General features: G+C 36.4%; 19 protein-coding genes. 14 read left to right on the plus strand and 5 right to left on the minus strand.

Translation table 11 applies throughout. The features are described from left to right. Positions 1-27: 27 nt before the first annotated feature. Positions 28-2,892, plus strand: coding sequence for a S8 family serine peptidase (locus ACXACQ_RS23470; protein ID WP_474978445.1), 2,865 nt, complete (start codon positions 28-30; stop codon positions 2,890-2,892). 1 nt (position 2,893) lies between these two features. Here ACXACQ_RS23470 and ACXACQ_RS23475 read toward each other — a convergent pair whose 3' ends face one another. Continuing rightward, entirely contained in the window at positions 2,894-3,799 is a 906-nt protein-coding gene (locus ACXACQ_RS23475) for a CDP-alcohol phosphatidyltransferase family protein (protein WP_474978446.1), read from the minus strand. 205 nt (positions 3,800-4,004) lie between these two features. Here ACXACQ_RS23475 and ACXACQ_RS23480 point away from each other — a divergent pair, with 205 nt between their 5' ends. From ACXACQ_RS23480 to ACXACQ_RS23490, 3 genes are read left to right on the plus strand one after another with little or no spacing between them, the layout of a single operon-like run. Then, positions 4,005-5,834, plus strand: a complete 1,830-nt coding sequence (locus ACXACQ_RS23480; RefSeq protein ID WP_474978447.1) for an LTA synthase family protein — start codon at positions 4,005-4,007, stop codon at positions 5,832-5,834. Then, entirely contained in the window at positions 5,835-6,740 is a 906-nt protein-coding gene (locus ACXACQ_RS23485) for a diacylglycerol/lipid kinase family protein (RefSeq protein WP_474978448.1), read from the plus strand. It abuts the gene before it with no gap. Then, positions 6,719-7,642 (plus strand): SMP-30/gluconolactonase/LRE family protein, encoded by a 924-nt coding sequence (locus ACXACQ_RS23490; RefSeq protein ID WP_474978449.1) that lies wholly within the window; start codon positions 6,719-6,721, stop codon positions 7,640-7,642. Before ACXACQ_RS23485 ends, ACXACQ_RS23490 begins: the two co-directional genes overlap by 22 nt. A 16-nt stretch (positions 7,643-7,658) precedes the next feature. Here ACXACQ_RS23490 and ACXACQ_RS23495 read toward each other — a convergent pair whose 3' ends face one another. Further along, positions 7,659-8,381, minus strand: a complete 723-nt coding sequence (locus ACXACQ_RS23495) for a DUF4197 domain-containing protein (RefSeq protein WP_474978450.1) — start codon at positions 8,379-8,381, stop codon at positions 7,659-7,661. Between the two features lie 280 nt (positions 8,382-8,661). Here ACXACQ_RS23495 and ACXACQ_RS23500 point away from each other — a divergent pair, with 280 nt between their 5' ends. Together ACXACQ_RS23500 and ACXACQ_RS23505 are read left to right on the plus strand one after the other, a co-directional pair. Next, on the plus strand, positions 8,662-9,927 hold the full coding sequence (locus tag ACXACQ_RS23500; RefSeq protein WP_474978451.1) for a competence/damage-inducible protein A: 1,266 nt from the start codon (positions 8,662-8,664) through the stop codon (positions 9,925-9,927). Positions 9,928-9,968: 41 nt separating this feature from the next. Next, positions 9,969-11,279 (plus strand): dihydrolipoamide acetyltransferase family protein, encoded by a 1,311-nt coding sequence (locus ACXACQ_RS23505; RefSeq protein WP_474978452.1) that lies wholly within the window; start codon positions 9,969-9,971, stop codon positions 11,277-11,279. 48 nt (positions 11,280-11,327) lie between these two features. On the opposite strand, the gene ACXACQ_RS23510 is transcribed toward ACXACQ_RS23505, so the two are convergent. Beyond that, positions 11,328-11,678, minus strand: coding sequence for an arsenate reductase family protein (locus tag ACXACQ_RS23510; protein WP_474978453.1), 351 nt, complete (start codon positions 11,676-11,678; stop codon positions 11,328-11,330). Positions 11,679-11,830: 152 nt separating this feature from the next. Here ACXACQ_RS23510 and ACXACQ_RS23515 point away from each other — a divergent pair, with 152 nt between their 5' ends. The 8 genes from ACXACQ_RS23515 to bioA all read left to right on the plus strand — a co-directional run bounded on the left by ACXACQ_RS23515 (position 11,831) and on the right by bioA (position 18,968). Then, a complete protein-coding gene (locus ACXACQ_RS23515; protein ID WP_474978454.1) occupies positions 11,831-12,457 on the plus strand; it encodes an AAA family ATPase in 627 nt (208 codons plus the stop codon). A gap of 1 nt (position 12,458) precedes the next feature. Then, a complete protein-coding gene (locus tag ACXACQ_RS23520) occupies positions 12,459-12,815 on the plus strand; it encodes a hypothetical protein (protein WP_474978455.1) in 357 nt (118 codons plus the stop codon). Between the two features lie 78 nt (positions 12,816-12,893). Then, a complete protein-coding gene (locus tag ACXACQ_RS23525; protein ID WP_474978456.1) occupies positions 12,894-14,033 on the plus strand; it encodes a cystathionine gamma-synthase in 1,140 nt (379 codons plus the stop codon). Between the two features lie 145 nt (positions 14,034-14,178). Further along, positions 14,179-14,871 carry a hypothetical protein gene (locus ACXACQ_RS23530; protein WP_474978457.1) on the plus strand — a complete coding sequence of 231 codons (693 nt, stop codon included), beginning with the start codon at positions 14,179-14,181 and terminating at the stop codon, positions 14,869-14,871. Between the two features lie 122 nt (positions 14,872-14,993). Beyond that, positions 14,994-15,857, plus strand: a complete 864-nt coding sequence (locus ACXACQ_RS23535; RefSeq protein ID WP_474978458.1) for an SDR family oxidoreductase — start codon at positions 14,994-14,996, stop codon at positions 15,855-15,857. A gap of 102 nt (positions 15,858-15,959) precedes the next feature. Next, positions 15,960-17,099, plus strand: coding sequence for an aminotransferase class I/II-fold pyridoxal phosphate-dependent enzyme (locus ACXACQ_RS23540; protein ID WP_474978459.1), 1,140 nt, complete (start codon positions 15,960-15,962; stop codon positions 17,097-17,099). Then, positions 17,096-17,710: a dethiobiotin synthase gene (gene bioD, locus ACXACQ_RS23545; RefSeq protein WP_474978460.1), complete on the plus strand. Its 615-nt coding sequence runs from the start codon at positions 17,096-17,098 to the stop codon at positions 17,708-17,710. The genes ACXACQ_RS23540 and bioD overlap by 4 nt, the downstream gene beginning before the upstream one ends. Beyond that, positions 17,697-18,968 carry an adenosylmethionine--8-amino-7-oxononanoate transaminase gene (bioA, locus tag ACXACQ_RS23550; RefSeq protein WP_474978461.1) on the plus strand — a complete coding sequence of 424 codons (1,272 nt, stop codon included), beginning with the start codon at positions 17,697-17,699 and terminating at the stop codon, positions 18,966-18,968. The genes bioD and bioA overlap by 14 nt, the downstream gene beginning before the upstream one ends. Here bioA and ACXACQ_RS23555 read toward each other — a convergent pair whose 3' ends face one another. Further along, the gene (locus tag ACXACQ_RS23555) at positions 18,969-20,588 is read right to left on the minus strand and encodes a mechanosensitive ion channel family protein (protein WP_474978462.1); all 1,620 of its coding nucleotides are present in this window, start codon (positions 20,586-20,588) and stop codon (positions 18,969-18,971) included. A gap of 12 nt (positions 20,589-20,600) precedes the next feature. Further along, positions 20,601-23,312, minus strand: a complete 2,712-nt coding sequence (locus ACXACQ_RS23560; protein WP_474978463.1) for a hypothetical protein — start codon at positions 23,310-23,312, stop codon at positions 20,601-20,603. Positions 23,313-23,411 lie beyond the last annotated feature (99 nt).

Here is a 23,411-nt window from a genome sequence, read left to right on the forward strand (position 1 = left end):
TGATTTCATTACAATATTCAATCAAAAATGCCCAAATCAGCCACCATTATCACTATACTTATAATTTTAAGCCGACTATCTTTAGCTCAGCAAGAGGATTTTAGAAATGAAATCAGCAAGTACAATTTCATCGTTGATAACCAGGAAGTTAAAAACCTTAACTCTTGTAATGAAGGATATTACATGGTCTCTTTAAGTGATAATCAACCCGCAACACTTCAAGAGTATATTAAAAACACATCTGCACGTAAACTAAGTGAGGAAAAGTACATAATTTATCTAAGCAAAGAATACACAGAAAGTGCGCGCACAAATGCATTAAAAGGGTATAAAGTCAATAACAATTGGAAGCTGACCAAGGAGTTACAATCAATATTGAATTCTGATTCAAATAGTTCTACAAGACAATTTATTATCAAGACAAAGAACATTAAGTCATGTAATGTTTTAACAAACTATAACAAAAACTTAAAGATCATTAAACAATTTCATCACACTCATACATTAATTGTTGAAACAACAACCGAAACCTTAAAAAATGAAATAATACCAAACAAAGATATAGTTTTCATTAACTTATTTTCTCCATTTCCATCACCTGAAAGCACTATTCCAGGTCACAACCTTAACGTAAACCAAATCAATAAACTCAAGCGCTATTTCCCCTACTTAAAAGGTGAAGACATTCGTATTTCATTAAAAGAAGAAAAGTTCAGGGAAACCGATTTAGATCTTTTAAACAGGAGCATTCCTTCATCCTTGGCTTCTAACAACTATTCATCTCACGCCACAGACATGGCCACAATAATAGCCGGGGCAGGAAACACCTCCCCATACACTGTAGGAGTAGCTTCTGCCGCTCAACTTTCATCTTCTTACTACACCAATCTATTACCAGACGATGCCTCATATTTCGCCAATGACAATATTTACCTTCAAAACCACTCTTACGGCACCAGTATAGAAAATTATTATGGAGCATTGGCTGAGGCATATGATTACAGCACTGCTCAAAATAAAAAACTACTGCACATATTCTCCATCGGAAATAATGGTGCAGGCATTGACAGCCTAGGCACCTACCAAGGAGTATCAGGCTTCGCCAACATGACGGGGAATTTCAAAATGGCAAAAAACATTATAACTGTAGCCTCTGTAGATACGGTCTATAAGCCTGACGCGGTAGTATCTCGAGGCCCTGCTTTTGATGGCAGGGTAACGCCAAGTATTTCCGCCTTTAGCCTCTCAGGCTCTTCAGCATCTACAGCCCTAGTGTCGGGCACTGCTGCCATTATGCAAGAAGCTTATTTTAAGCAATTCAACTCTATGCCTGATGCTGCTATAATAAAAGCCATACTACTCAACACTGCTGACGATGTAGGCAGAGAGGGAATTGACTTTGCCACAGGCTATGGCAACCTTAATAGCTATAAAGCGCTTAAAAATTTAAAAAACGAACAATATCTAATTGACAGCATAGAGTCATCATCGAGCAAAAGCACCACTATTGACATACCTGAAAATGTACAGAACCTAAAGATACTAATTACCTGGTGGGATCAGCCTGCCGCTGCCAATGACTACAAAGCACTTGTTAATGACCTTGATCTGAGCATATACCATAATCAGAAAAAGTGGCTCCCGTGGGTATTGAACAGCTACCCACACGAAGATTCCCTGATGCAACTTCCAAAACGCAACACAGATCACCTCAACACGGTAGAACAGATAACCATAGAAAAACCTGATGTTGGAACATATAACATCGAAATCAAAAGCAATGAACTAAAAACTCCATATCAAAAATTTGTTATTTCATATGACTGGGATACTGTCAATAATTTTAATTGGAGCTACCCCGTAAAAAACGATATACTCCCCTACACTTCTGAAATAAATAGCATCATCAGGTGGAAAAGCACCTTCTTCACTCATGGCTCACTTAGTTACTCCTTAGATAATGGTAACACTTGGACATTAATTAACAACCACGTTGATTTAAGCAAAGGCTACTACACATGGTCAACGCCCAATATTTACAGCAGGGCATTGCTAAAAATGTCCATTGATGATGAAGAATATATTTCTGAGGGCTTTAGCATAAGCACAACCCCAAAACCTACTGTAGGCTTTAACTGCACCGATTCGGTTATGATTGCTTGGCCAAAGAATGACGTTTATAAAAAGTATATAGTTTATTCATTAAAAAACAATTTCTTAGAGCCCATTTTTGAAACCCAAGACACCAGCTACATATTCAACAAAGAAACTACAGCCGAGCAATTGTTTGCTGTAGAGCCTCAGTTTACTGATAATGCTCCTGCGGCAAGAAGTCTAACATTCGACTATCAAATACAAGGAACAGAGTGCTATTTCATCAGCTTCTTAACTAATGAACATCAAGCAGAAGGGTATATTGAACTAAACTTAAAACTAGGAACACTTTATCAAATTGAAGAAGTAGTGTTTGAAAGACTTAATTCAAGTGGCAACTATGATATAATTTCAAGCTCTAGCCCTAATAACATAGAGATATTAGCTAAAGACAACAATCCAAATCAAGGTTTAAACTTATATAGGGCGAGGCTTATTTTTAAGAATGGTCAAGAAATTTACACTGATAACATTCCGGCTTATTTCCTTTCTACTTTAGAAGCATTGATATTTCCTAACCCCGTTAACAACAACAGCGAATTAAGTGTATATTCAAAATCCTTTGAGTCATTTCCTTCTGCGCTAACAATTTATGATGATATGGGCAGAGAAGTATTATCACAAAAACTAAACTCAGAAAGAGAATTTGTACTTATCCCCAATTTAAAACCCGGAATTTATATATACAAGATCAACAACCAAAACACCTCAACTACAGGCAGGTTGTGTATAAAGTAGACTATTCTTTTACATCAGTTACTGTTTCCACCTCACCTACAGACAACGTTTTGATAGCCTTCACTAATAGTAATATAATATTAACCAATAAGTACACACTTAAAATAAAAATAGTGTAATTAGGTTTAAAGAATGAGCTAAAGTAATGGACTGTCAGAAATATAGGCAAAAATAAATCAGGGCTGCGCTCCACTCCATCACCAAGCTGCGTCAACAGTAAACGGCCAACATACAAAACTCCGTAAAAAAGAAGGACCACCAATGCAACCAAAAGACCAAATGACAGATAAGTAATAAACCCTACAGCAACAAAAAGCACAATAAACATCCAACCACCATAAGTAATATTAGGTGTGCGAATAATATTAGCGATTAAGTTGAACACCACTCCTACTAATACCACAATCATACCTGCTTCTATAAATGAATAGCTAGACACATCAGGAACATCAAAAAAAACATATATTCCTTCATTAGAAGACGCTAAAAAAACAACGACTAAAATAGCCTTTAGCTCTAAAAACGAAATCTTTTTCTTTACTAGAATACTCGTTTTATATTGTTCATAATATTTAGTCATGTTAACAAGGCAGGCTGTTGCCATTAAAGCAAGAACAAGCCACTCATGAGAAATAGTATAAAAATTAAGAACTATAAGCAAAAGTGCCCCTTGATTAAACAATTCAAAAAAGTGATCTAAAAATTCACCTAAAGCAGATGCTCTCCCACTCATCCGAGCTTTTACTCCATCTACCTTATCACATACAATCTGAAAAACCAGTAGTCCAGTAACCATCAAAAAATTGGCATACAAAGAAAAAGGCGAATAATAAGAAATGAAAAGCGCCAAATAAATAGCGAAATGCCCTAGTACCGTAATAAGGTTTAAAGAAATTTTATCTGACAACTTATTCGCTAATGGTTCAGCTAGTTGCTTTTCAAAAACAGGTGATAAGGCCGACTCATTTCGAGTCCTGTATTCATAAGATCTCATTTCACAAAGAAAGCGAAAATTGAGCGATCGTAAGTAGTCAAGCATCACTTTAAAACACCTCAGTTAATATAAAATTAATATTATCTTTGCGCTTATTTAACAAAATGACGGGTAGGTAATGAAAGAACGCATTAAACTTTTTTTAAGTTATGGTGCTTATTGGATGATATTTTTCTTCGTTTCAAGAGTGCTTTTTCTATTATATTACTACAATCTCACTACTGAGCTTACATCACAAGACATATTTTTATCTATACTAAATGGCGCCAGACTAGATCTATCTGCCACAGGGTATTTCCTGCTTTTACCAGGACTGGTCATATGCATTACAAGCTTCTTTAGATCATCATTTACAGAATATTTTCTAAATATTTACACCGCATTAATCACTTACATATGCGGCTTTGTTGTTATTCTGGATTTGGAAATGTACCAACATTGGAGTTTTAGATTGGATGCAACACCTTTATTATACATTGGCCAAGACACAACTATTGCTATTAGCGGCACAGCATTGGCCATTTTAATAATCAGCTGGCTTTTATTAAGCACCATATTTTATCTAGGCTATTCACGTTTTATAAGACTACAGGCAAAAGACCTCAATGCCTCTGACTGGAAGACCAGTTTAGTGATGCTTCTATTCACAGCGGCAATGATTGCTCCCATTAGAGGAACTACAGACGTAGCTCCCATCAACACGGGCACGGTTTATTTCCACCCTACTAATACTTATGCGAATCATTCTGCAATAAATGTGGTATGGAACACTGGGTATGCGCTTAGCAAATTAAATAAACTCAGGTACCCTGAAAACTTCTACGACAAAGATAAAACCACTGCCTTTTTCCAAGAACTCCACTCCAAGCCAGTTAATACCGAAAAATTATTAAAAACTGATAGACCAAATGTAATACTGATAATTATAGAAAGCTTTACATACAGGTTTATAGAACCGCTAGGCGGAATACCCGGAATAGCTCCCAACTTCAGCCGGTTGGCGAAAGAGGGGGTATTATTTGATCACATTTATGCCAGCGGTGACAGAACGGACAAGGGTATTGTGGCTGTACTAAGCGGATACCCATCACAGCCCTCAGGTTCTATCATCAAATACCCCAAAAAGACATCGAGCCTACCTTATCTAAGCAAAAAATTTGAAGAGGCGGGATACACTACAGGTTTTACCTATGGCGGCAATATTGATTTTGCTAATTTCAGGTCATACTTGAGCACTGCTCGTTTTAATCAAATCACACATAGCGGAAGCTTCCCTGATGAACTCAACAATTCTAAATGGGGAGTGCACGATGGGTATGTCTTCGAAAGGTTTGGGCAAGAAGCTGACACCATCTCTCGTCCATTTTTCAAAACAATGCTAACCCTTAGCAGTCACGAGCCTTTTACTGTACCAATGGAAACTTATATTGAAGGCGATGATGATATCTCTAAATTTGAAAATTCAGCACATTACACAGACAAGTCATTAGGTGAATTTATAGATCATGCTAAAAAATCAGATTGGTGGGACAATACATTAATTGTAATCACGGCTGATCATGGTCACCCTATGCCCGACAATCAAGGCTTGACCAATCCAAGAAGATTCAAAATACCATTGCTTTGGCTAGGTGGGGCTCTCAACAAAACTGACACTGTTGTACATACTTATGGCAGCCAAACAGACATTGCTACAACAATACTCAATCAGGTACAGTTGCCTCACGAAGACTTCATTTTCTCCAAAGATTTACTCAATAAGAATGACGAAGGTTTTGCGGTATTCATATTTAACAGTGGCTATGGCTACGTAGCCCCTGAGCACACTTTTGTTTATGATAATGTAAGCAAAAACTATGTAATAGAAGAGGGTGAAAAAACAGAGGATGACTATATGCCCGGAAAAGCCTTTATGCAGATGTTGTACACAGATTATAATAAGCGCTAAATGAAGAGCAATATCGTAAAAGCTTTATTTATCATCAACCCTAAGTCAGGCACTTCAAAAAAGAAGAACATGCCCGATTTAATCTCAAAATGTATTGATCAGAATATCATTGAATCACATATCATATTCACTGAATACGCTGGCCATGGCATTGAAATAGCAGAAAAACATAAAAATGGTTTCGACCTTGTTGTAGCCATTGGTGGAGATGGCACTATTAACGAAATAGCCCGACCTTTAATAAACACCTCCACCAAACTAGGAATTATACCCATGGGCAGCGGCAATGGACTGGCCAGACATTTAGGAATTCCGTTAAACACAAAAAAGGCTTTAAAACTTTTAAACCTAGGGCACTCCACTACTATAGACACTATTTCATTAAATGAAGACATGTTTTTAAATGTGGCTGGAGTAGGATTTGACGCTCATATCGCCAAGCTTTTTGCTGGCAGCGAAAAAAGAGGGTTCATTTCGTATACAAAACTGGCCTTTTCTGAAATATTGAAATTTAAATCGCTAGGGTATAAACTTATTATAGATGGAGAAGAGAAAATTGAAAAAGCACCATTTTTAATCTCCATTGCTAACTCTTCTCAATATGGAAACAATGCCCATATAGCTCCATTAGCAGAAATTACAGATGGACTAATGGATGTTTGTATACTGCAAAAAGCGCCCACATGGTATTATCCCAAACTCATTTTCCATCTATTTAACAGAAGCTTGCCCAAATCACGGTATTACCGAAGCTTCAAAGGCAAGGAAGTTATCATGGAACTTCTAACCCCAGACTCAGAAAAAAATATCCATATTGATGGCGATCCGTATCTACTTAAAGAAACATTAAAGCTAAAAGTAAACCCACTGTCTCTTAAAGTAGCATGCAAACCAATAAACAAGTAAAATCATTCGCTTATCTGACCTTTCTATTATCACTATTCACCACATTTACCAATAAGGCTCAGGTTGAAGACTTTCAGCACATCATCGCCCCAGAAGCTGAATTAACATTAATTGATAGTTCATTCAGCTTTACAGAAGGGCCTGCCGCTGACAGCAATGGAAATGTTTACTTTACCGATCAGCCCAATAATGCCATTTACGTTTGGAATGCTACCAATGATAGCATTTCGCTTTTCACTAAATCATCAGGCAGGTCTAATGGATTATATTTTGATAAGCACGGTCATTTAATAGCTTGCGCAGATTTAGACAATCAATTATGGAAATACGATAAAGAAGGAAATCATAAAATTTTAATTGAAGAATATAATTCCAATCTATTAAATGGCCCTAATGACGTATGGGTGCATCCTAATGGAAAACTCACCTACTTCACTGACCCTTTATACGAGAGAGATTATTGGGGCAGAAACAAAAGCATGCAGCAAGATGGCCAACATGTATACTTACTTCATAGAGGGAAACTTAAAAGAGTTACCACAGATCTCAATAAGCCAAATGGAATTGTAGGATCTAAAAATGGCAAAAAGCTCTTCATTGCAGATATTGGAGCTTGGAAAACTTACGAATACGACATCAATAAAAAAGGCGACTTAACCAACAAAAAACTATTTGTAAAACAAGGAGCAGATGGCATTACAATAGATGAAAAAGGAAACCTTTATTTGAGTGGAAAGGGTGTAACAGTATTTAATCCAGCAGGTGAAAAAATAGCTTACATTCCAGTACCCGAACCTTGGACAGCTAATGTATGCTTTGGAGGCCCGAGTAACAAAACTCTATTTATTACAGCCAGCAAAAGCATCTATAAAATAAAAATGAATGTACAAGGAGCTAATTAAGCTCCTTGTACATTCATTAGTCTTGTGCTGCAAATACCTTTTTTAATAAATCTGTAGTTCGAGCTACAGGGTCTTCTCTTATTTTCTTTTCTTCCTGAGCCACCAAATAAAATAAACCTTCAATAGCTTTATCGGTAGCATAATCATTCAAATCAGGATTTACATCATCTACAAGTGGGATTTTATTATAAGTATTAATAATATCACCATAATATTTTGTAGCACTTACCTTATCCAGCGAACTTTTAATAACGGGCTTAAACTTTGACTTCAATTGAGCTGAAGTTGTGCGCATTAAGTATTGAGTTGCAGCATCATCATCTCCTTTTAAAATATTCCATGCATCTTGAATAGTCATAGCCTTAATAGCCGAAACAAATATGGATTTAGCTTCCTTAGCGGCATCTTCAGCGCCTCTATTCAAAGTCATCACAAACTTATCCACCTCATTTCCTAAGCCTATCTGCCGAAGCTTATCTTCCACCTTTTGCACATCTGGAGGAAACGGTATTTTTATCTTACCATTTTTGTAGTAGCCATCCACTTTAGACGCCTGAGCAGATCCATTAGTAATACCTTTTATTAATGCCTCCTTCAGACCCGCAGCCACTTGTTCGGAGGTTAATCCTCCTCCATTACCCAGCGCATCGTTGATACTTCCTAGCGTCTGGTTAATTTGAGTACTAGTACAGGCCATCACCAGCACCATTAATAACATTATTGAACTTATTCTCAGCATATCAGTGGTTTATTTTCTGCTACAATTTACAAAATAGCTACCAACATTCAGAGAAAAGCGCAAAATTCACCCAACAAACAATAATACAAATACATATTTAATAAACGATCATTTGGTAAAATCATAGCTATTCACACTAATCTATCGGCTTTTAGTTAACGTGTAAAAAGTTGTTAATAAATAAGTAGATTTGTAATGCTCGGTATTATTAAATAGTTGAAATAAAGCAGCTTCAACTACATTAAAACTAAGCATTTAACATTGATCGTAACTAAGAAAGATGTACAAAACCAAAGCTGAAATACTGACCATTGGAGATGAAATACTCTATGGCCAAATAACAGATACTAACTCACAGTGGATGAGTGCCGAACTTGACAAAGTTGGCATTAAGACTATTCGAAAAACTACCGTAAGTGACGATAGAGAAGAGATTCTTACTGCTTTTAAAGAAGCTGAAAATCGTGCTGACATAGTACTTATAACAGGAGGTTTAGGCCCAACCAATGACGACCTTACAAAACCTTGCTTAGCAGAATACTTTGGCTGCGAAATTGAAATGCATGAAAAAGCATTGGAAGAATTGACCGCTTTTTTCGAAAGCAAAGGAAGAGAATTAACAGAAATAAACCGTCAGCAAGCAGCACTACCTACTTGCTGTGAAATGGTGAGCAATATTCTAGGTACCGCTGCAGGTATGTGGTTCAATAAAAACGGAAAAGTTTTTGTTTCCATGCCCGGTGTACCGCACGAAATGAAAAGAATGATGACGGACACCATCATTCCTAAACTACAATCTGTTTTTAAAACAGACATTATATATCATAAAGTAATTAAGACCATAGGCATTGGTGAGTCGTGGTTAGCTGACTTAATCAAAGAATGGGAAAATAATTTACCCTCTCACATAAAACTAGCCTACTTACCTAGCATGGGGCAAGTACGCTTAAGGCTAACAGCTATTGGTAACGATAAACCGGAGCTTGAAAAGCAAGTAGAAGAGCAGATAACTGCCCTACTCCCGCTTGCAGGAAAATATGTTTATGGTTACAATGAAGACCAAATAGAATCTGCCGTAGGTGAAATACTAAAAGATAAAAAGCTCACTCTATCTATTGCAGAAAGTTGCACTGGCGGTTTTGTATCGCACCTTATCACAAGTATAGCAGGCAGCTCTGAATATTTAAGGGGCAGTATAATCCCTTACCATAATGATTTAAAAATTGGTAATTTAGAAGTAAACGAAAACACACTTAAAACACACGGAGCAGTTAGTGAAGCTACTGTAAGTGAAATGGCTAATAATGTTAGAAATATTTTTAATGCCGACATTGGAATAGCCACAAGTGGAATAGCAGGCCCCAACGGAGGAACACCTGAAAAGCCTGTAGGCACAGTATGGATTGCTTTTGCTGACGGAGAGAAAACAATAACTAAAAAATTACAGTTATGGAAAGACAGAAGTATTAACATAAAAGCAACTGCCAACGCAGTACTTAACCTGATCAGAGTTAGCTTAACTCAAACAACAGGTGACAATAACTAATACTTAAATTTTGCTTATTTTTTCAATATAGATATAATAACATGGCTCTAGTAGAATTAATAATGCCCAAAATGGGTGAAAGCATCATGGAAGCAACCGTTCTTTCATGGCTCAAAAAGGAAGGTGATACTATAGAACAAGATGAATCTGTTCTTGAAGTAGCTACTGACAAGGTGGATACTGAAGTACCTTCTACTCATGCAGGTGTTCTAAAAGAAATTTTAGCCAAAGATGGAGAGGTAGTAGAAGTTGGTAAACCCATAGCTATCATAGCCACAGAAGGTGATGATTCAGCACCTACTAAATCCAATGAATCTGCCGACACTAAAGTCGAAAAACAAGAGACGGCAGAAGTTTCGACTGCAGCAAGTACAGAGACAACAACAGCAACTATAGAAAAAAGAGATGCTAATGGCAGATTTTACTCTCCATTAGTTAAAAACATAGCAAAGGAAGAAGGCATCTCTATGAACGAGCTGTCTGCCGTGCCTGGCACAGGAAAAGAAGGACGTGTTACTAAAAAAGACATACTTAGTTACGTAGAAACTAGATCAGCTCAGCCTATAGCAGCAGCACCAAGTGTACAAACAGCAAGTGCCCCAGCTAGGGAACCTCAAAGAGTAAATGTTTCTATCAGTGCTGGCGATGAAATCATAGAGATGGATCGCATGCGCAAAATGATTGCAGAACGCATGGTAGATTCTAAAAGAATCTCTCCACACGTAACATCATTTGTGGAAGCTGATGTTACCAACTTAGTATTCTGGAGAAACAGAAACAAAAATACATTTAAAGAAAAAGAAGGTGATGCATTGACCTTTACTCCTCTATTTATAGAAGCTGTGGCCAAAGCCATTAAAGACTACCCAATGATTAATGTACAGGTAGATGGCGATAGAATTATAAAGAAGAAGGATATCAATATTGGAATGGCTGTGGCACTTCCTAGTGGCAATCTTATAGTGCCTGTAATAAGAAATGCCGACCAATATAACATTACTGGGTTAGCCAAAAAGGTAAACGACTTAGCTAGAAGAGCACGCAAAGGCAAACTCAGCCCTGACGAGCTTTCTGGAGGCACATTCACTATTTCAAATGTAGGTTCTTTTGGCAATGTTATGGGCACGCCCATAATTATGCAGCCTCAAGTAGGCATTATGGCATTAGGTGCTATTGTTAAAAAGCCAGCCGTAATTGAAACGCCTCATGGCGATGCTATAGCCATAAGACATAAAATGTTCTTATCACATAGCTACGACCACAGAGTAGTTGATGGCTCACTTGGAGGAATGGTAGTAAGGCGAGTAGCTGACTTCCTAGAAAGATTCGATATGAATAGAGAATTAATATAAAAAAAATAGGGCTGATTAACATCAGCCCTATTTTTTTATTCACTTTTATTAAGCTAGCTTTTCTTTTAATGCTTCCACGTTTTTCTTGGAGTTGCCGATAAAGATATCTCCGTCAACCAAAAACACTGGTCTTTTCAAAAAAGTATACTCCTCCAATATATAAGACTTATAATCAGCTTCAGTTAAAGCTTTCTCTTTTAAATTAAGCTCCTTGTACTTTCTAGCTACTCTACTGAACAAAGCTTCGTAGCTGCCAGCCAACTCTTTCATCTCTATTAACTGCTCTTCAGTAATCTTCTCTGTTTTTATATCCTGCTTATCAAAATTGTCAGATACCCCAACCTCCTTCATAATTCGTTTACAGGTATCACAAGTTGATAAATAATATACTTTCCTCATGTTTATAATATTTTTTCAACTCAAAAATAAGGTCTAAAATTAACTAATACCCGCTAATTCACAGCATTTATATATTCTTAACTCGTAACGCATAAAATACCACCACCGCCCTTCACTTGTATTTATACTCTTGTATGATTATTTTTATCACGATGACTAAAGTAATCTCATTTGTAAGCAGAAAGGGTGGCACTGGAAAAACTACTAATGCTATCAACTTAGCTACAATGCTCAATAACCTGGGTAATAAAGTAGCTTTAATTGAAACTGATACTAACTACACACTTAGTACTCTTCGGAAAATGGAAACCTTCGAATCTGGCGCTAAGGCCAATTCACTTTTTGAAATTTTAGGTTCAAAGGATGAAAAAATATCAGATGAAATTAAAGGCTTAAAAAAGTCTGATACTCCGTATGACTATATTATTGTAGACAGTGCCGGAAAACCCACCGATGAAGGCATTAAAAAGCTATGCTTAGTGAGTGATGCTGTTATAGTACCCACCAGCCTTACACAAAATGACCTACTGGTAACATATCAAACAATAACAGATTTATCTCCAGCCAAAGAGCTCAATGAAAATCTTAAAATAATGGTACTCCCTAATCGTATCCACAGCCTAACTAAAAGAAGCACAATACTTGACACCTTAAACAATTTAGAAGCTCAAGTTTTGGATGTAGCAGTACCTCAAAAAAATCTTTACGTTAATTTCAGCACCATTTTAGCAGAAAAACAGTATTTAGACATTGCTCAAGCAATCATAAAAGAGTTATAATATGGCCAAGAGAAAAAATCCACTTAAAGATTTAGATGCTTTTCTTAAAAAAGAAGCTTCATCGCTAGTGACCCCTGACGAGGTAAGTAAAAGCAAAGAAACAGAAGCCATTGCCAATACTCCTACATTAGAATCTTTAGCTAAAGATATCAGAAAAGAAGATATCGTTTCATTACTACAATTACTAGCAGAAAAAGAAGGCAGCAGCTTCAAACATACACTTTGTGAGATATTTTTAGAAACACTGGAGTCTACTCAAAACAAATCTGCTGAAGACAAAATGTTAATCAATACCCTGCTTTATGTTTCTGATAAAGACCATTGGAAAGAAAACATCAAGACATATTGGAGTAAATAACTAAACACCTCTGGAAAGTAATATTAAAGTGTAGCTTTGTGGTTTAAGGTATTTGTTAAATCTTAACAGAATCAAACTATGAAGTTCGGTACAAAAGCCATACATGCAGGCGTAGAGCCTGATCCATCTACAGGAGCTATCATGACTCCTATTTTTCAAACCTCAACCTATGTACAAGCCTCTCCGGGAGACCACAAAGGGTACGAATATTCCAGAACTCAAAACCCCACCAGAGATGCGCTTCAGAAAAGTATAGCCGCCTTAGAAAATGGCAACCATGGTCTTTGTTTTTCATCAGGGTTAGCTGCAATAGATGCAGTTCTTAAATTATTAAAACCTGGAGATGAAGTAGTTGCTGCTAACGATCTTTACGGGGGCACATACCGTTTATTTACTAAAGTATTTTCTAAGTACGGTATCAAATTCCATTTTGTAGGAATGGAGAATATCGCAGATATTGAAGCCTACATTAACGAAAATACTAAGCTCATTTGGGTAGAAAGTCCAACTAACCCCATGATGAATATAATAGATATTAAAGCTGCAGCTGAAATATCTAAAAAGCACAATTTACTATTAGCCGTAGACAACACTTTTGCTACACCTTATTTACAAACGCCTTTAGATTTTGGAGCCGATATTGTTATGCATTCTGTAACAAAATATTTAGCTGGTCACTCTGACGTAGTAATGGGGGCATTAGTAGTAAAAGATGATAAACTTAAAGATGAACTTGCCTTTATACAAAACAGTTGTGGTGCTACTCCTGGCCCTCAAGATAGCTTCTTAGTTTTAAGAGGAATAAAAACATTGCATATCAGGATGCAACGCCATTGTGAAAATGCTAAGAAAATCGCTGAATTTTTAAAAGATCACCCTAAGGTAGAAAATCTGTACTGGCCAGGCTTAACGTCTCACCCGAACCATGATATTGCTAAAGATCAAATGAAAGACTTTGGCGGAATGATTTCATTTACACTTAAAGGAGATGATCAGGCAGAAGCTTTTAAAGTAATGGAAAGCTTTAAATTCTTTTCACTAGCAGAATCTTTAGGTGGAGTAGAGTCTATGGTTAACCACCCGGCTACTATGACTCACGCCAGTATCCCAAGAGAAGAGCGTATTAAAATTGGATTATTAGATTCCTTAATCAGACTAAGTGTTGGTATTGAAGAAGCTGATGATTTAATAGCTGATTTAAAAAATGCATTGGCATAATTAATCATATTTGTAAAGCCTGAAAACTCAGGCTTTACCCCTTAAAGACAACTAACAAAACACTGAAAATCAACACTTTAAAAAAGGAAAATCTTTTTTGGCATCATGATTGATTAACTATACTCATAATCAAACATTTAAGGCCATGAAAAAGATGATACTAATATTAGGTTTATGCCTAATCATAAAAGTTCAAAGCCAAGCGCAGCATTTTACCGCATCATTTGGAATAGAACACACGTGGGGAGTTCCTACCAGTGTTTCTCACGTAGTATATGATCGCTATTATGGGTATGACTGGGTGCACGCATCTAGAGTTTACAATCATGGAGATTTATTTTTTGATGTAGTACTACAAAGAGGAGATGTGTTTGTAGAGGTAAGGCTTGATAATTACGGACATGTAATGCACAGACGCGTAAGAGACTATTACCCTTTGGTAAATCACGTTTGTTCTAACCATTGCGGATACCATTCAAATTATTACTCTTCACACTTTAATGGTTGCCATAGTCATCACCACCATGGGCACAATCATGTAGTTTATTCAAGGCCCACGGTTGTGCATCATCACAACACTCATGTAGTGCACCACTCAGCACCAACAAAACATGTAGTTCATAAATCAAAAACTGTGGTTGTTCATGATAATCATAGTAGTAGAAATAGAATGCAAGCAAAAAGCAGCAGCCCTACAAGAAGAGGAAGGTATAATCAATCATCATCTAGAAGTAATGAGCGCCATTCTTCTTCCAGAGGTAGCAGCCGTGGCAATAGCCGCTCTAGCGGAAAAAGCCAAAGAAGCTCTGGCTCTCAATATGCCAGAAGAGGCAATTAATATATTTTAAGCCACCTAGTTGAGCCTATTCTTACTAAATAAGAATGGGCTTTTTTTTGATATTCCCATTACATCATTGAGTAAATTATAATTAACTTTAAAGAAGACCAATTGAATAACTCATGGAAGGAATGCTAAAAGACAATGCCTTAAAAGGCAAAACGTATATAGTTACCGGTGGAGGAACCGGACTGGGCCGCTCAATGGGCAAATATTTTTTAGAGCTCGGGGCTAATTTAGTTATCGCCAGCCGAAAGCTCGATGTACTTGAGAAGGCCGCTGAAGAGTTAGAAAAAGAAACTAATACTAAAGGAACCGTATTACCTCTAGCTTGTGACATCAGAAATTATGAAGAAATTGAAGAGGTACTTCGCAAAACTGAAGAAAAGTTCGGTTCAATTAGTGGAGTACTAAACAATGCTGCAGGAAACTTCATCAGCCCTACCGAAAGATTATCTCACAGAGCCTTTGACATAGTAGTAGACATAGTTTTAAAAGGAACCTATAACTTTACTTTAGCCGCTGGCAAAAATTGGATTAATAAAAAACAAGCGGGGGTTTTCCTCAATATAGTTACCACCTACGCCTGGACCGGTTCAGGTTATGTAGTGCCATCAGCATCTGCAAAGGCTGGAGTTTTAGCTATGACAAGGTCGCTAGCTGCCGAATGGGCAAAATATAATATAAGATCAAACGCCATTGCTCCTGGCCCATTCCCCACAGAAGGTGCATGGAAAAGACTTTTCCCCGGAGATTTAGCTGAGAAGATTGACCCTCTGAATAGAATCCCATTAAAAAGATATGGAGATCATCAAGAGTTGGCCAACCTGGCGGCTTATCTCATGTCAGATTATGCAGCATATGTTAATGGTGAAGTAGTAACCATTGATGGTGGTGAATGGATAAACGGAGGTGGTGAGTTCAATAGCTTGGAAGCCGTACCACAAGAAATGTGGGATCAGATGGAAAAAATGAGAAAAAAATAAAACTAAAGGCTCCAATTCGGAGCCTTTTCTACTTAAGGAAATCTTAAAAGCTTCTTTCATCAGTAAAACAATCCTTACTTTTGCCGCCTAAATTAAAGCTGCATGGATTTAAATGAAAGGCTGAGTATAAAGCTGGAAGAAAGAAAAAAGCTTCAATTATACCGTCAATTAAAAACAATAAAGGGTTCTAATTTAATAGATTTCACTTCTAACGATTATTTAGGCCTTGCCGCTAGCAGCCAACTTCATCAGCAAATAATAGAGCTCGACAAAAAGCACGGTTTCTTCAATGGGTCAGGAGGCTCACGATTACTTTCTGGCAATCACGAATACACCGAATTTGCAGAGAAATATTTAAGTGAATATTTCAAAGCTGAGGCATGCCTTATATTTAATGCTGGCTATAATGCCAATCTAGCCATTTTATCGAGTATTCCACAAAGAGGAGATACCATCATTTATGATGAGCTATCACACGCCTCCATTAAAGACGGAATAAGGCTCAATTTAGCTCACAAATATCCATTTAAGCATAATTCATTATCGGATTTGCAAAAGAAACTTGAAAAGGCAACAGAGAACAAAGGGCAGGTATTTGTTGTGGTGGAATCTGTTTACAGCATGGATGGTGATGAGTGCCCATTGAAACAAATCATTTTACTTAGTAAAAAATACAAGGCTGAAGTCATATTAGATGAAGCACATACAACAGGGCTTCGCGGGCATTTAGGGAATGGTCTTTCCAATGAACTTAATGAACAAAAAAATGTATTTGCTCACATTTATACTTTTGGCAAAGCAATGGGCATACATGGAGCTGCAATTACAGGAAGTACTAACTTAAAAAATTACTTAATTAACTTTGCTCGTCCTTTTATTTATACTACAGCTCCTGCTTCACACAGTATTTCTACGGTAGTTGGTGCTTTCCAATTTCTGAAAAACAACTACGTTATAAAAAGTCAGCTAGACAAAAACATTCAATTTTTCTGTCAATTAGTAAAAGAAAGTCATTTAAAATTTAAAGCCTCTACGAACTCGCACCCTATTCAAACCATATTAATTTCTGGCAATGAGCAAGCCCGTAACGCTGCCCTACTTTTACAAAATAATGGATTTGATGTACGACCTATTTTATCTCCTACCGTAAAAACTGGTGAAGAGAGGCTCAGAATATGTTTGCATGCTTTTAATAACGAATCTCAAATAGAATCATTAGTTAATAATTTACAACTACTATGAAATATTTTATATCGGCTATTGGTACTGATAGCGGAAAAACTTTTGCTTCCGCCATTATTACTCAAGCATTACAAGCTGATTACTGGAAACCCATTCAAGCAGGTACACCTACAGATAGCGATAAGGTTAGAAGTCTGGTTACAGATAATATTATAATTCATCCAGAACAATATTTTTTAAAAACTCCTGCCAGCCCTCATTACGCGGCAGAAGTTGAAAATATCGATATAACTATTGATAGGTTAAAATTACCTGACACTCAAAACAACCTCATCATTGAAGGTGCTGGAGGGTTAATGGTACCTATTAACCGTAAAGAAAAAATGATTGACCTGCCTGAGCATTTTAATGCTGAGGTCATTTTAGTCTGCAATCTATATCTAGGAAGTATAAACCATAGCTTGCTTTCTATTGAGGCCTTGCAGCACAGAAATATTAATGTAAAAGGGATAATATTTAATGGCGAAGAAAACCCTTCAAGTCAAAAAATCATTCTTGAACACACCAACGCGCCATGCCTTTTGCACATAAGACAAGAAACAACTATAAATAAAAACATTGTAAATAAGTACGCTAGCATACTAAAAAAGAACTGGAATGAGCTGGATTGAAAGAGATAAACAAAGTATTTGGCATCCCTTTACGCCACTACAAGGAGTAGATGACCCCATTTATGTTAAATCAGCAAAGGGAGTATATCTATATACTGAAGATGGCAGAAAAATAATTGATGCTGTATCATCATGGTGGGTAAATTTACATGGCCATAGCCATCCAAAAATTGCCGAAGCCGTAAGTGAGCAAGCCAATAACTTAGAACATGTAATTTTCGCTGGGTTCACGCATAAACCTGCCATCACTTTGGCTGAAAACCTATTAAATATATTACCTGATAATCAATCGAAAATTTTTTATAGTGACAATGGCAGCACCTCAATAGAAGTAGCATTAAAAATGGCTTTTCAGTTTTGGTATAACAAAAAGACTGTTAAGAAAAAGGTAATAGCCATGGATGGAGCATATCATGGAGACACATTCGGCTCTATGTCTGTTGGTGAAAGAAATGATTTCACAAAACCGTTTCAAGATCACCTTTTTGAGGTCACTTTCATTGATTTTCCTAATGGAAATAATGACGATGAGGTATTTAATCAGTTCAAAGCATTAGTTGACCAAGGAGAGGCCGCTTCTTTCATCTTTGAGCCATTGGTACAGGGTACTGCAGGCATGCGTATGTATAGTGCCGAAATACTCGACAAGCTAATTGCATACGCTCAAGAGCATGGTGTAATTTGCATTGCTGATGAAGTAATGACTGGTTTTGGAAGAACTGGTAAAAATTTCGCCAGTGATTACCTAAATCATAAGCCAGACATTCTATGCCTCTCAAAAGGACTTACAGGAGGTACTATGGCATTAGGCGTAACCTCATGCACAGAAGAGATTATTAATGCCTTCAAGTCCCCTGATCTCTATAAAACGTTCTTACACGGGCATTCATATACTGCAAATCCTATTGCATGCGCTGCTGCTAATGCCAGTTATGACATATTATTATCGGATGAATGTCAAAATAATATTCAAAGGATAGGCCAGAAGCACAAAGAATTTTGTAATAAGCATCAAGATAATGCCAAAGTAAGAGACATCAGAAGTTTTGGAACTATACTGGCACTTGATTTTTTCACTAATAATGACAGCTCTTATTTTAGTGAAATGAGAAATGTACTTTACCCTTACTTCATTAGTAAAAACATTTTACTCAGACCTTTAGGTAATTTAATTTATATAATTCCTCCATACATTATGTCCAATGATGAACTAGACATTGTCTATAATGCAATAGAGGAATTTTTAAAGTTAGATTAATTAATTCTTACCCTTACTGAGATATGTTTCAAGCTTGGCCTTTAACTCAGGTGAGCTTGAAGTATACTCAGGCGAGTTTCCCTTTTTCTCGGGAAAAGTCTCAACATGTAGGGTCTGGGTTGGGAATGCAAAACTCACTCCAAGAACTTCTGCCAGCTTCACTACTTCTAACAACACTTCGTGTCTAGCTCTCAACTCATCTGTCCAAGAGGGTACCTTAAAAAAGATATAGAATAAAACATTCAATGAAGAATCTGCCATATCATTGAAATGAATTTCAAAATAGTCTTTCCTTGTCTCTGGATGTTGCTTCACTATTTCTCTCAGCCCCTCTACAAACACCTCTATTAGTTCTGGAGGTGTGTCATACGTAAGGGCAATATTAGTCATAAACCGTCTGTATACCCTCAACCCATGGTTATCAATCATCTGGTTGGTAATAATGCCATTAGGAATATACATCAATGAATTTCTAAAAGTTCTTATTCTTGTAGATCTGAATCCAACTTCTTCCACTGTACCATCTACATCGCCAGAGGTTATCCAGTCTCCTACCTGAAATGGTCTATCTACAAATATCATTAGAGACCCGAAAAAGTTCTTAATTGTATCCTGGGCAGCCAAAGCAAATGCCAAACCTCCTATTGATAAACCTGCGATAAGCCCAGTAATATCAAACTCTAAATTATCGAGTATAAAGAGCCCACCTACTATTACAACAAAAGTTTTCAGCACCTTTCTTAATAATGGTACCAACTGATCATCTAGCGTACTTTCAGTCTTATCTGCTAATTTCCCAAGGTAAATACAAACTATATCAACCAACCTATAAAGAAACACAATAGCAAATACCGGCCAAATTGCCCTTAATGCAATTACAACATACTTATTCATCTCAATAGGTAGCTGAAGCACTGGCACCAAAACGATAAGCAGTGGAAATATAACTAAAAAACTAATTGGCCGCGCCACAGGTAATATCACTTCATCAGCAAGCTTCTTATAGCCCATTCTCAATAGCACCTGAATAATAAGTTTCTCAATCAAGAATGTAAAAAGCTTATGCAGCAAGAAACTTACAAAAACGAGTAACAATATACCTATCATTTGCCATAGGTATAAGCCCAATATCTTAGTAGAACCTAATGATGGTAATATCTCCAACAATTTATCAGTACCAAAAGGATAAACCTCCTTATGCAATGATGGTATACTTTTTACCGTTTTAGATGAATAATACCACTTGCCTCCTACTTTCTCCACATACAGCGATGGAAAACGCTTAGCTAAATAATATCTTTTTTTCTGACTATGCGTAGAATCTACATAATCTTTAGAATGAGGAATTTCCTCTAAGTCGAGGTAAATACCTGCACCATCTAAAACCTGTTTTAATTTGACAGCTAGCTTTTCAGCCGCTTTCCCATTAATATCTTCAGGGTTAAAAACCTTCGCAGCTACACTTGGATAATAGTTATCATCTTGTAAATAGCTTAAATGAGTATAAATAGTATTGTAAGGTGAACTCAAACTATACTCTAAAGTATCGGCTTCCTGAGCATTCACCTGGGTTGTAAATATGGCCGTGAATATAACCAGCCAACAAATTAAAGTACGCATCAATAATATGGATTAAAATGACAGAATTTTCAATTGATTTTCTGACGTGCAATATATATTATATTTTTTATTCGTATCGAAATATATAATAGCTATTTCATGTGCACTATCAATAGGTCTTGAATTTACTAAAGTCCCTTCTTTGTCATAAATATATGTAAAACCCTGATCCCTATCTGTAATGGCATAAATCTTATTCTCGGGAGAAAAATTATAATACTGCACCGTTAATTTCCCGTAACTCAAATAGTCTTTAGACAATACTTCTTCATTATCTGAATTTAAAAGGACTAGCCTATTCATATCCTGCCGCGCTATTAAATAAGATTTACCCAGCGCATCAGGTATAATAGTAAATTCAGAATCTTTATTCTCCTTATAGAGTTGCTCGGTTCTTATTACCTCTCCCAATAAATTTAACTTAACAACTTTCCCATCCTTTCCTAAAACACTAAAAATTGTGTTTTTGAAATCAGAACCAATATGAACATGAGGTTCCGTATTTACTCTTAAGTCTAACTGAAGCGGAAAACCTGGCATATCTTCACCACGCCTATTCAGCACATTCATAACACCATCACTTTGCATAGCTACAATGCAATCCTTCCCTCTCACACGCAAATGAAACGGCTTTGAGGCAAGTTTTCCTGTTAATTTCCTTGGCATCCAACCTTCTAAATTAACACCTGCCTTATTGAACAAATACAAACTACCATATTCATCTCCCAGCAAAAATCTATACCTTTTGCTTTTATCATAATCCACAACATTGGCATATTGTAGCTTATTCACTCCCAACGTAATCGGATAATTTTCAACTTTATTGCCTAACCGGTCTATAATATGCAACCTGGTATTAGTTGCAAAAAAGTATTGAACCTTCCCATTTTTATAATAATCAACTTGTTCAATTTCTCCCACTATAGGCTCTCCAATGGAATCAGTCCATAGTACTTTTCCCTCTTCTGATATTAAATGCAAATTATAAACCGAATCCTGAACTAGTGTTTCCAATCCATTAGTTATATGATTCCTCACCACAAATGGCTTAGTTATAATTTTATTTTCAATATTTGATGTTAATAATGATTCAAACTGTTGCCCCTTTACATAATACTCATGCGGTTCATGCCTAAGCGCAATACTGGTATAAAAACTCTCATCAAGTGCACTAAACTGTATCGATCCTAAATCAAAGTTTTTATAAACCATTGACTTCTCTTGAAAATACCTCTGCCATTTATCGTCAAGTTTATTTATAAAAGCATTCCACCCCCTATTTAAGTTAAAAGTATAGGCCAAATTAGCCTCTTCCATATTACCGTTTAAAAACTTATTGAATGTCACACTTCGCCCCCACGTCTCCTCTTTATCAATGTCATCAACAAGATCCTTCATTACCTGCATACTAGTCCCCATTACTATATACTTGCCTAAAAGCATATAATAACATTCCTCAAAACCTGTAAAATCCGGCCCAAACACTAAGTAAGGAAATTCTTTAATGTTTAACTCACGGATATCATAACCTCCAAAATTCTCTTGATATACCGTATCTGTAGATGTTTTAACTATTGACTCACTCAGCTCATTAAGGTAATTCAAACCTTCATTTACATCTGAGCACTCAATATAGGCAAGCCTATCTGACTTATAGTCCCCATAAGCTTCCATCGTAGCACAAGCCAGCGATCCATCAATCCATGAATACAAATCCTTTAATCGAATTCCATACTCATTAATAAATGTATTCCGTTCAGAAAAATAACTTTTCCTTTCTGCTAAATAATATTGTGAAGTAGACTCCAAATAAGTAACTGCATCAGTTATAGTCAACTCAACTAATGCCGTAGTCGAATTTGATACATAATATTTAAGATCTGATTTTTGGGGAACCTGATTCTTAAAAATATTCAAATAATCGGATTCACCAACATGAGTAAAACCATTTAACAACAATCGTTCATCATTTATGCTTACGTCTAAAAAGCTATTTTTGCCCAGCTTAACTACATTAGCCCTCTGATCTCGTGCACCAGATTCTCCAAAGGCAATAAAGAACTTCCCTAACTCACTTACATTGATATATAAATTCCCATCATCATCTGCCAACTTACTGATTTCATCAAACTCAGGATTATTAGTCTTAAAGGCATCTATCTTACCATCCAACAATCTCACAACGTCTTCCACCAAAAACGGTGTAAAACTCCCAATAAAAATATTTTCATCTATTAAATAAGTGAATGGCTTATCCTTCTCTCCTATTTCATGAAGTGTATACCCTTGATACAACCTTTCTTTTTTACTTCCTTTATATTTATCTATGATGTCATAAGCCAATGCCTGCTTTTCTGCAGTAGAAAGATCAATGTAAAATACAAAATCAAACCAATTTTTAGAAGTCAATTGTAACGAGAGTAAGCTATTATTTTTAAGCAACTTATCTACAGCCCCAGACTTACCTCCTAGACTATCCAGCTCTCTCAAATAATCATTTATACTTTCAAAAGAGTCGTCCTGTGCTAAAGACTGCCATACATTACTATCTAATAACCCATTCCATCTTCCAATAGGATCATTACATTCATACACTAATACAACATTATCAGGTACTTTACTCCAGATATCACCTTTAACCAACTTTAGCTGATTCCAATAATAATATCCTCCAAGTAAGATCAGGGTTAGTGGTAGTAGTATATATAATAATTTCTTTGCCATATTTTAATTTTGTACAAAGTAACCCAAAACAATAAAGAAGAAAAACCAGAGGTATTAAAAATAAGCTGTCGCTTTAGAAAAGAGGTATTATTACAAACA

The sequence above is a fragment of the Fulvivirga sp. AWR4_260 genome, assembly GCF_056158185.1.

Coding starts and splice junctions, on each gene's coding strand:
- ACXACQ_RS23470 (WP_474978445.1), top strand. CDS start 28: ATGCCCAAATCAGCCACCATTATCACTATACTTATAATTTTAAGCCGA.
- ACXACQ_RS23480 (WP_474978447.1), top strand. CDS start 4,005: ATGAAAGAACGCATTAAACTTTTTTTAAGTTATGGTGCTTATTGGATG.
- ACXACQ_RS23485 (WP_474978448.1), top strand. CDS start 5,835: ATGAAGAGCAATATCGTAAAAGCTTTATTTATCATCAACCCTAAGTCA.
- ACXACQ_RS23490 (WP_474978449.1), top strand. CDS start 6,719: ATGCAAACCAATAAACAAGTAAAATCATTCGCTTATCTGACCTTTCTA.
- ACXACQ_RS23495 (WP_474978450.1), bottom strand. CDS start 8,381: ATGCTGAGAATAAGTTCAATAATGTTATTAATGGTGCTGGTGATGGCC.
- ACXACQ_RS23500 (WP_474978451.1), top strand. CDS start 8,662: ATGTACAAAACCAAAGCTGAAATACTGACCATTGGAGATGAAATACTC.
- ACXACQ_RS23505 (WP_474978452.1), top strand. CDS start 9,969: ATGGCTCTAGTAGAATTAATAATGCCCAAAATGGGTGAAAGCATCATG.
- ACXACQ_RS23510 (WP_474978453.1), bottom strand. CDS start 11,678: ATGAGGAAAGTATATTATTTATCAACTTGTGATACCTGTAAACGAATT.
- ACXACQ_RS23515 (WP_474978454.1), top strand. CDS start 11,831: ATGACTAAAGTAATCTCATTTGTAAGCAGAAAGGGTGGCACTGGAAAA.
- ACXACQ_RS23520 (WP_474978455.1), top strand. CDS start 12,459: ATGGCCAAGAGAAAAAATCCACTTAAAGATTTAGATGCTTTTCTTAAA.
- ACXACQ_RS23525 (WP_474978456.1), top strand. CDS start 12,894: ATGAAGTTCGGTACAAAAGCCATACATGCAGGCGTAGAGCCTGATCCA.
- ACXACQ_RS23530 (WP_474978457.1), top strand. CDS start 14,179: ATGAAAAAGATGATACTAATATTAGGTTTATGCCTAATCATAAAAGTT.
- ACXACQ_RS23535 (WP_474978458.1), top strand. CDS start 14,994: ATGGAAGGAATGCTAAAAGACAATGCCTTAAAAGGCAAAACGTATATA.
- ACXACQ_RS23540 (WP_474978459.1), top strand. CDS start 15,960: ATGGATTTAAATGAAAGGCTGAGTATAAAGCTGGAAGAAAGAAAAAAG.
- bioD (WP_474978460.1), top strand. CDS start 17,096: ATGAAATATTTTATATCGGCTATTGGTACTGATAGCGGAAAAACTTTT.
- bioA (WP_474978461.1), top strand. CDS start 17,697: ATGAGCTGGATTGAAAGAGATAAACAAAGTATTTGGCATCCCTTTACG.
- ACXACQ_RS23555 (WP_474978462.1), bottom strand. CDS start 20,588: ATGCGTACTTTAATTTGTTGGCTGGTTATATTCACGGCCATATTTACA.
- ACXACQ_RS23560 (WP_474978463.1), bottom strand. CDS start 23,312: ATGGCAAAGAAATTATTATATATACTACTACCACTAACCCTGATCTTA.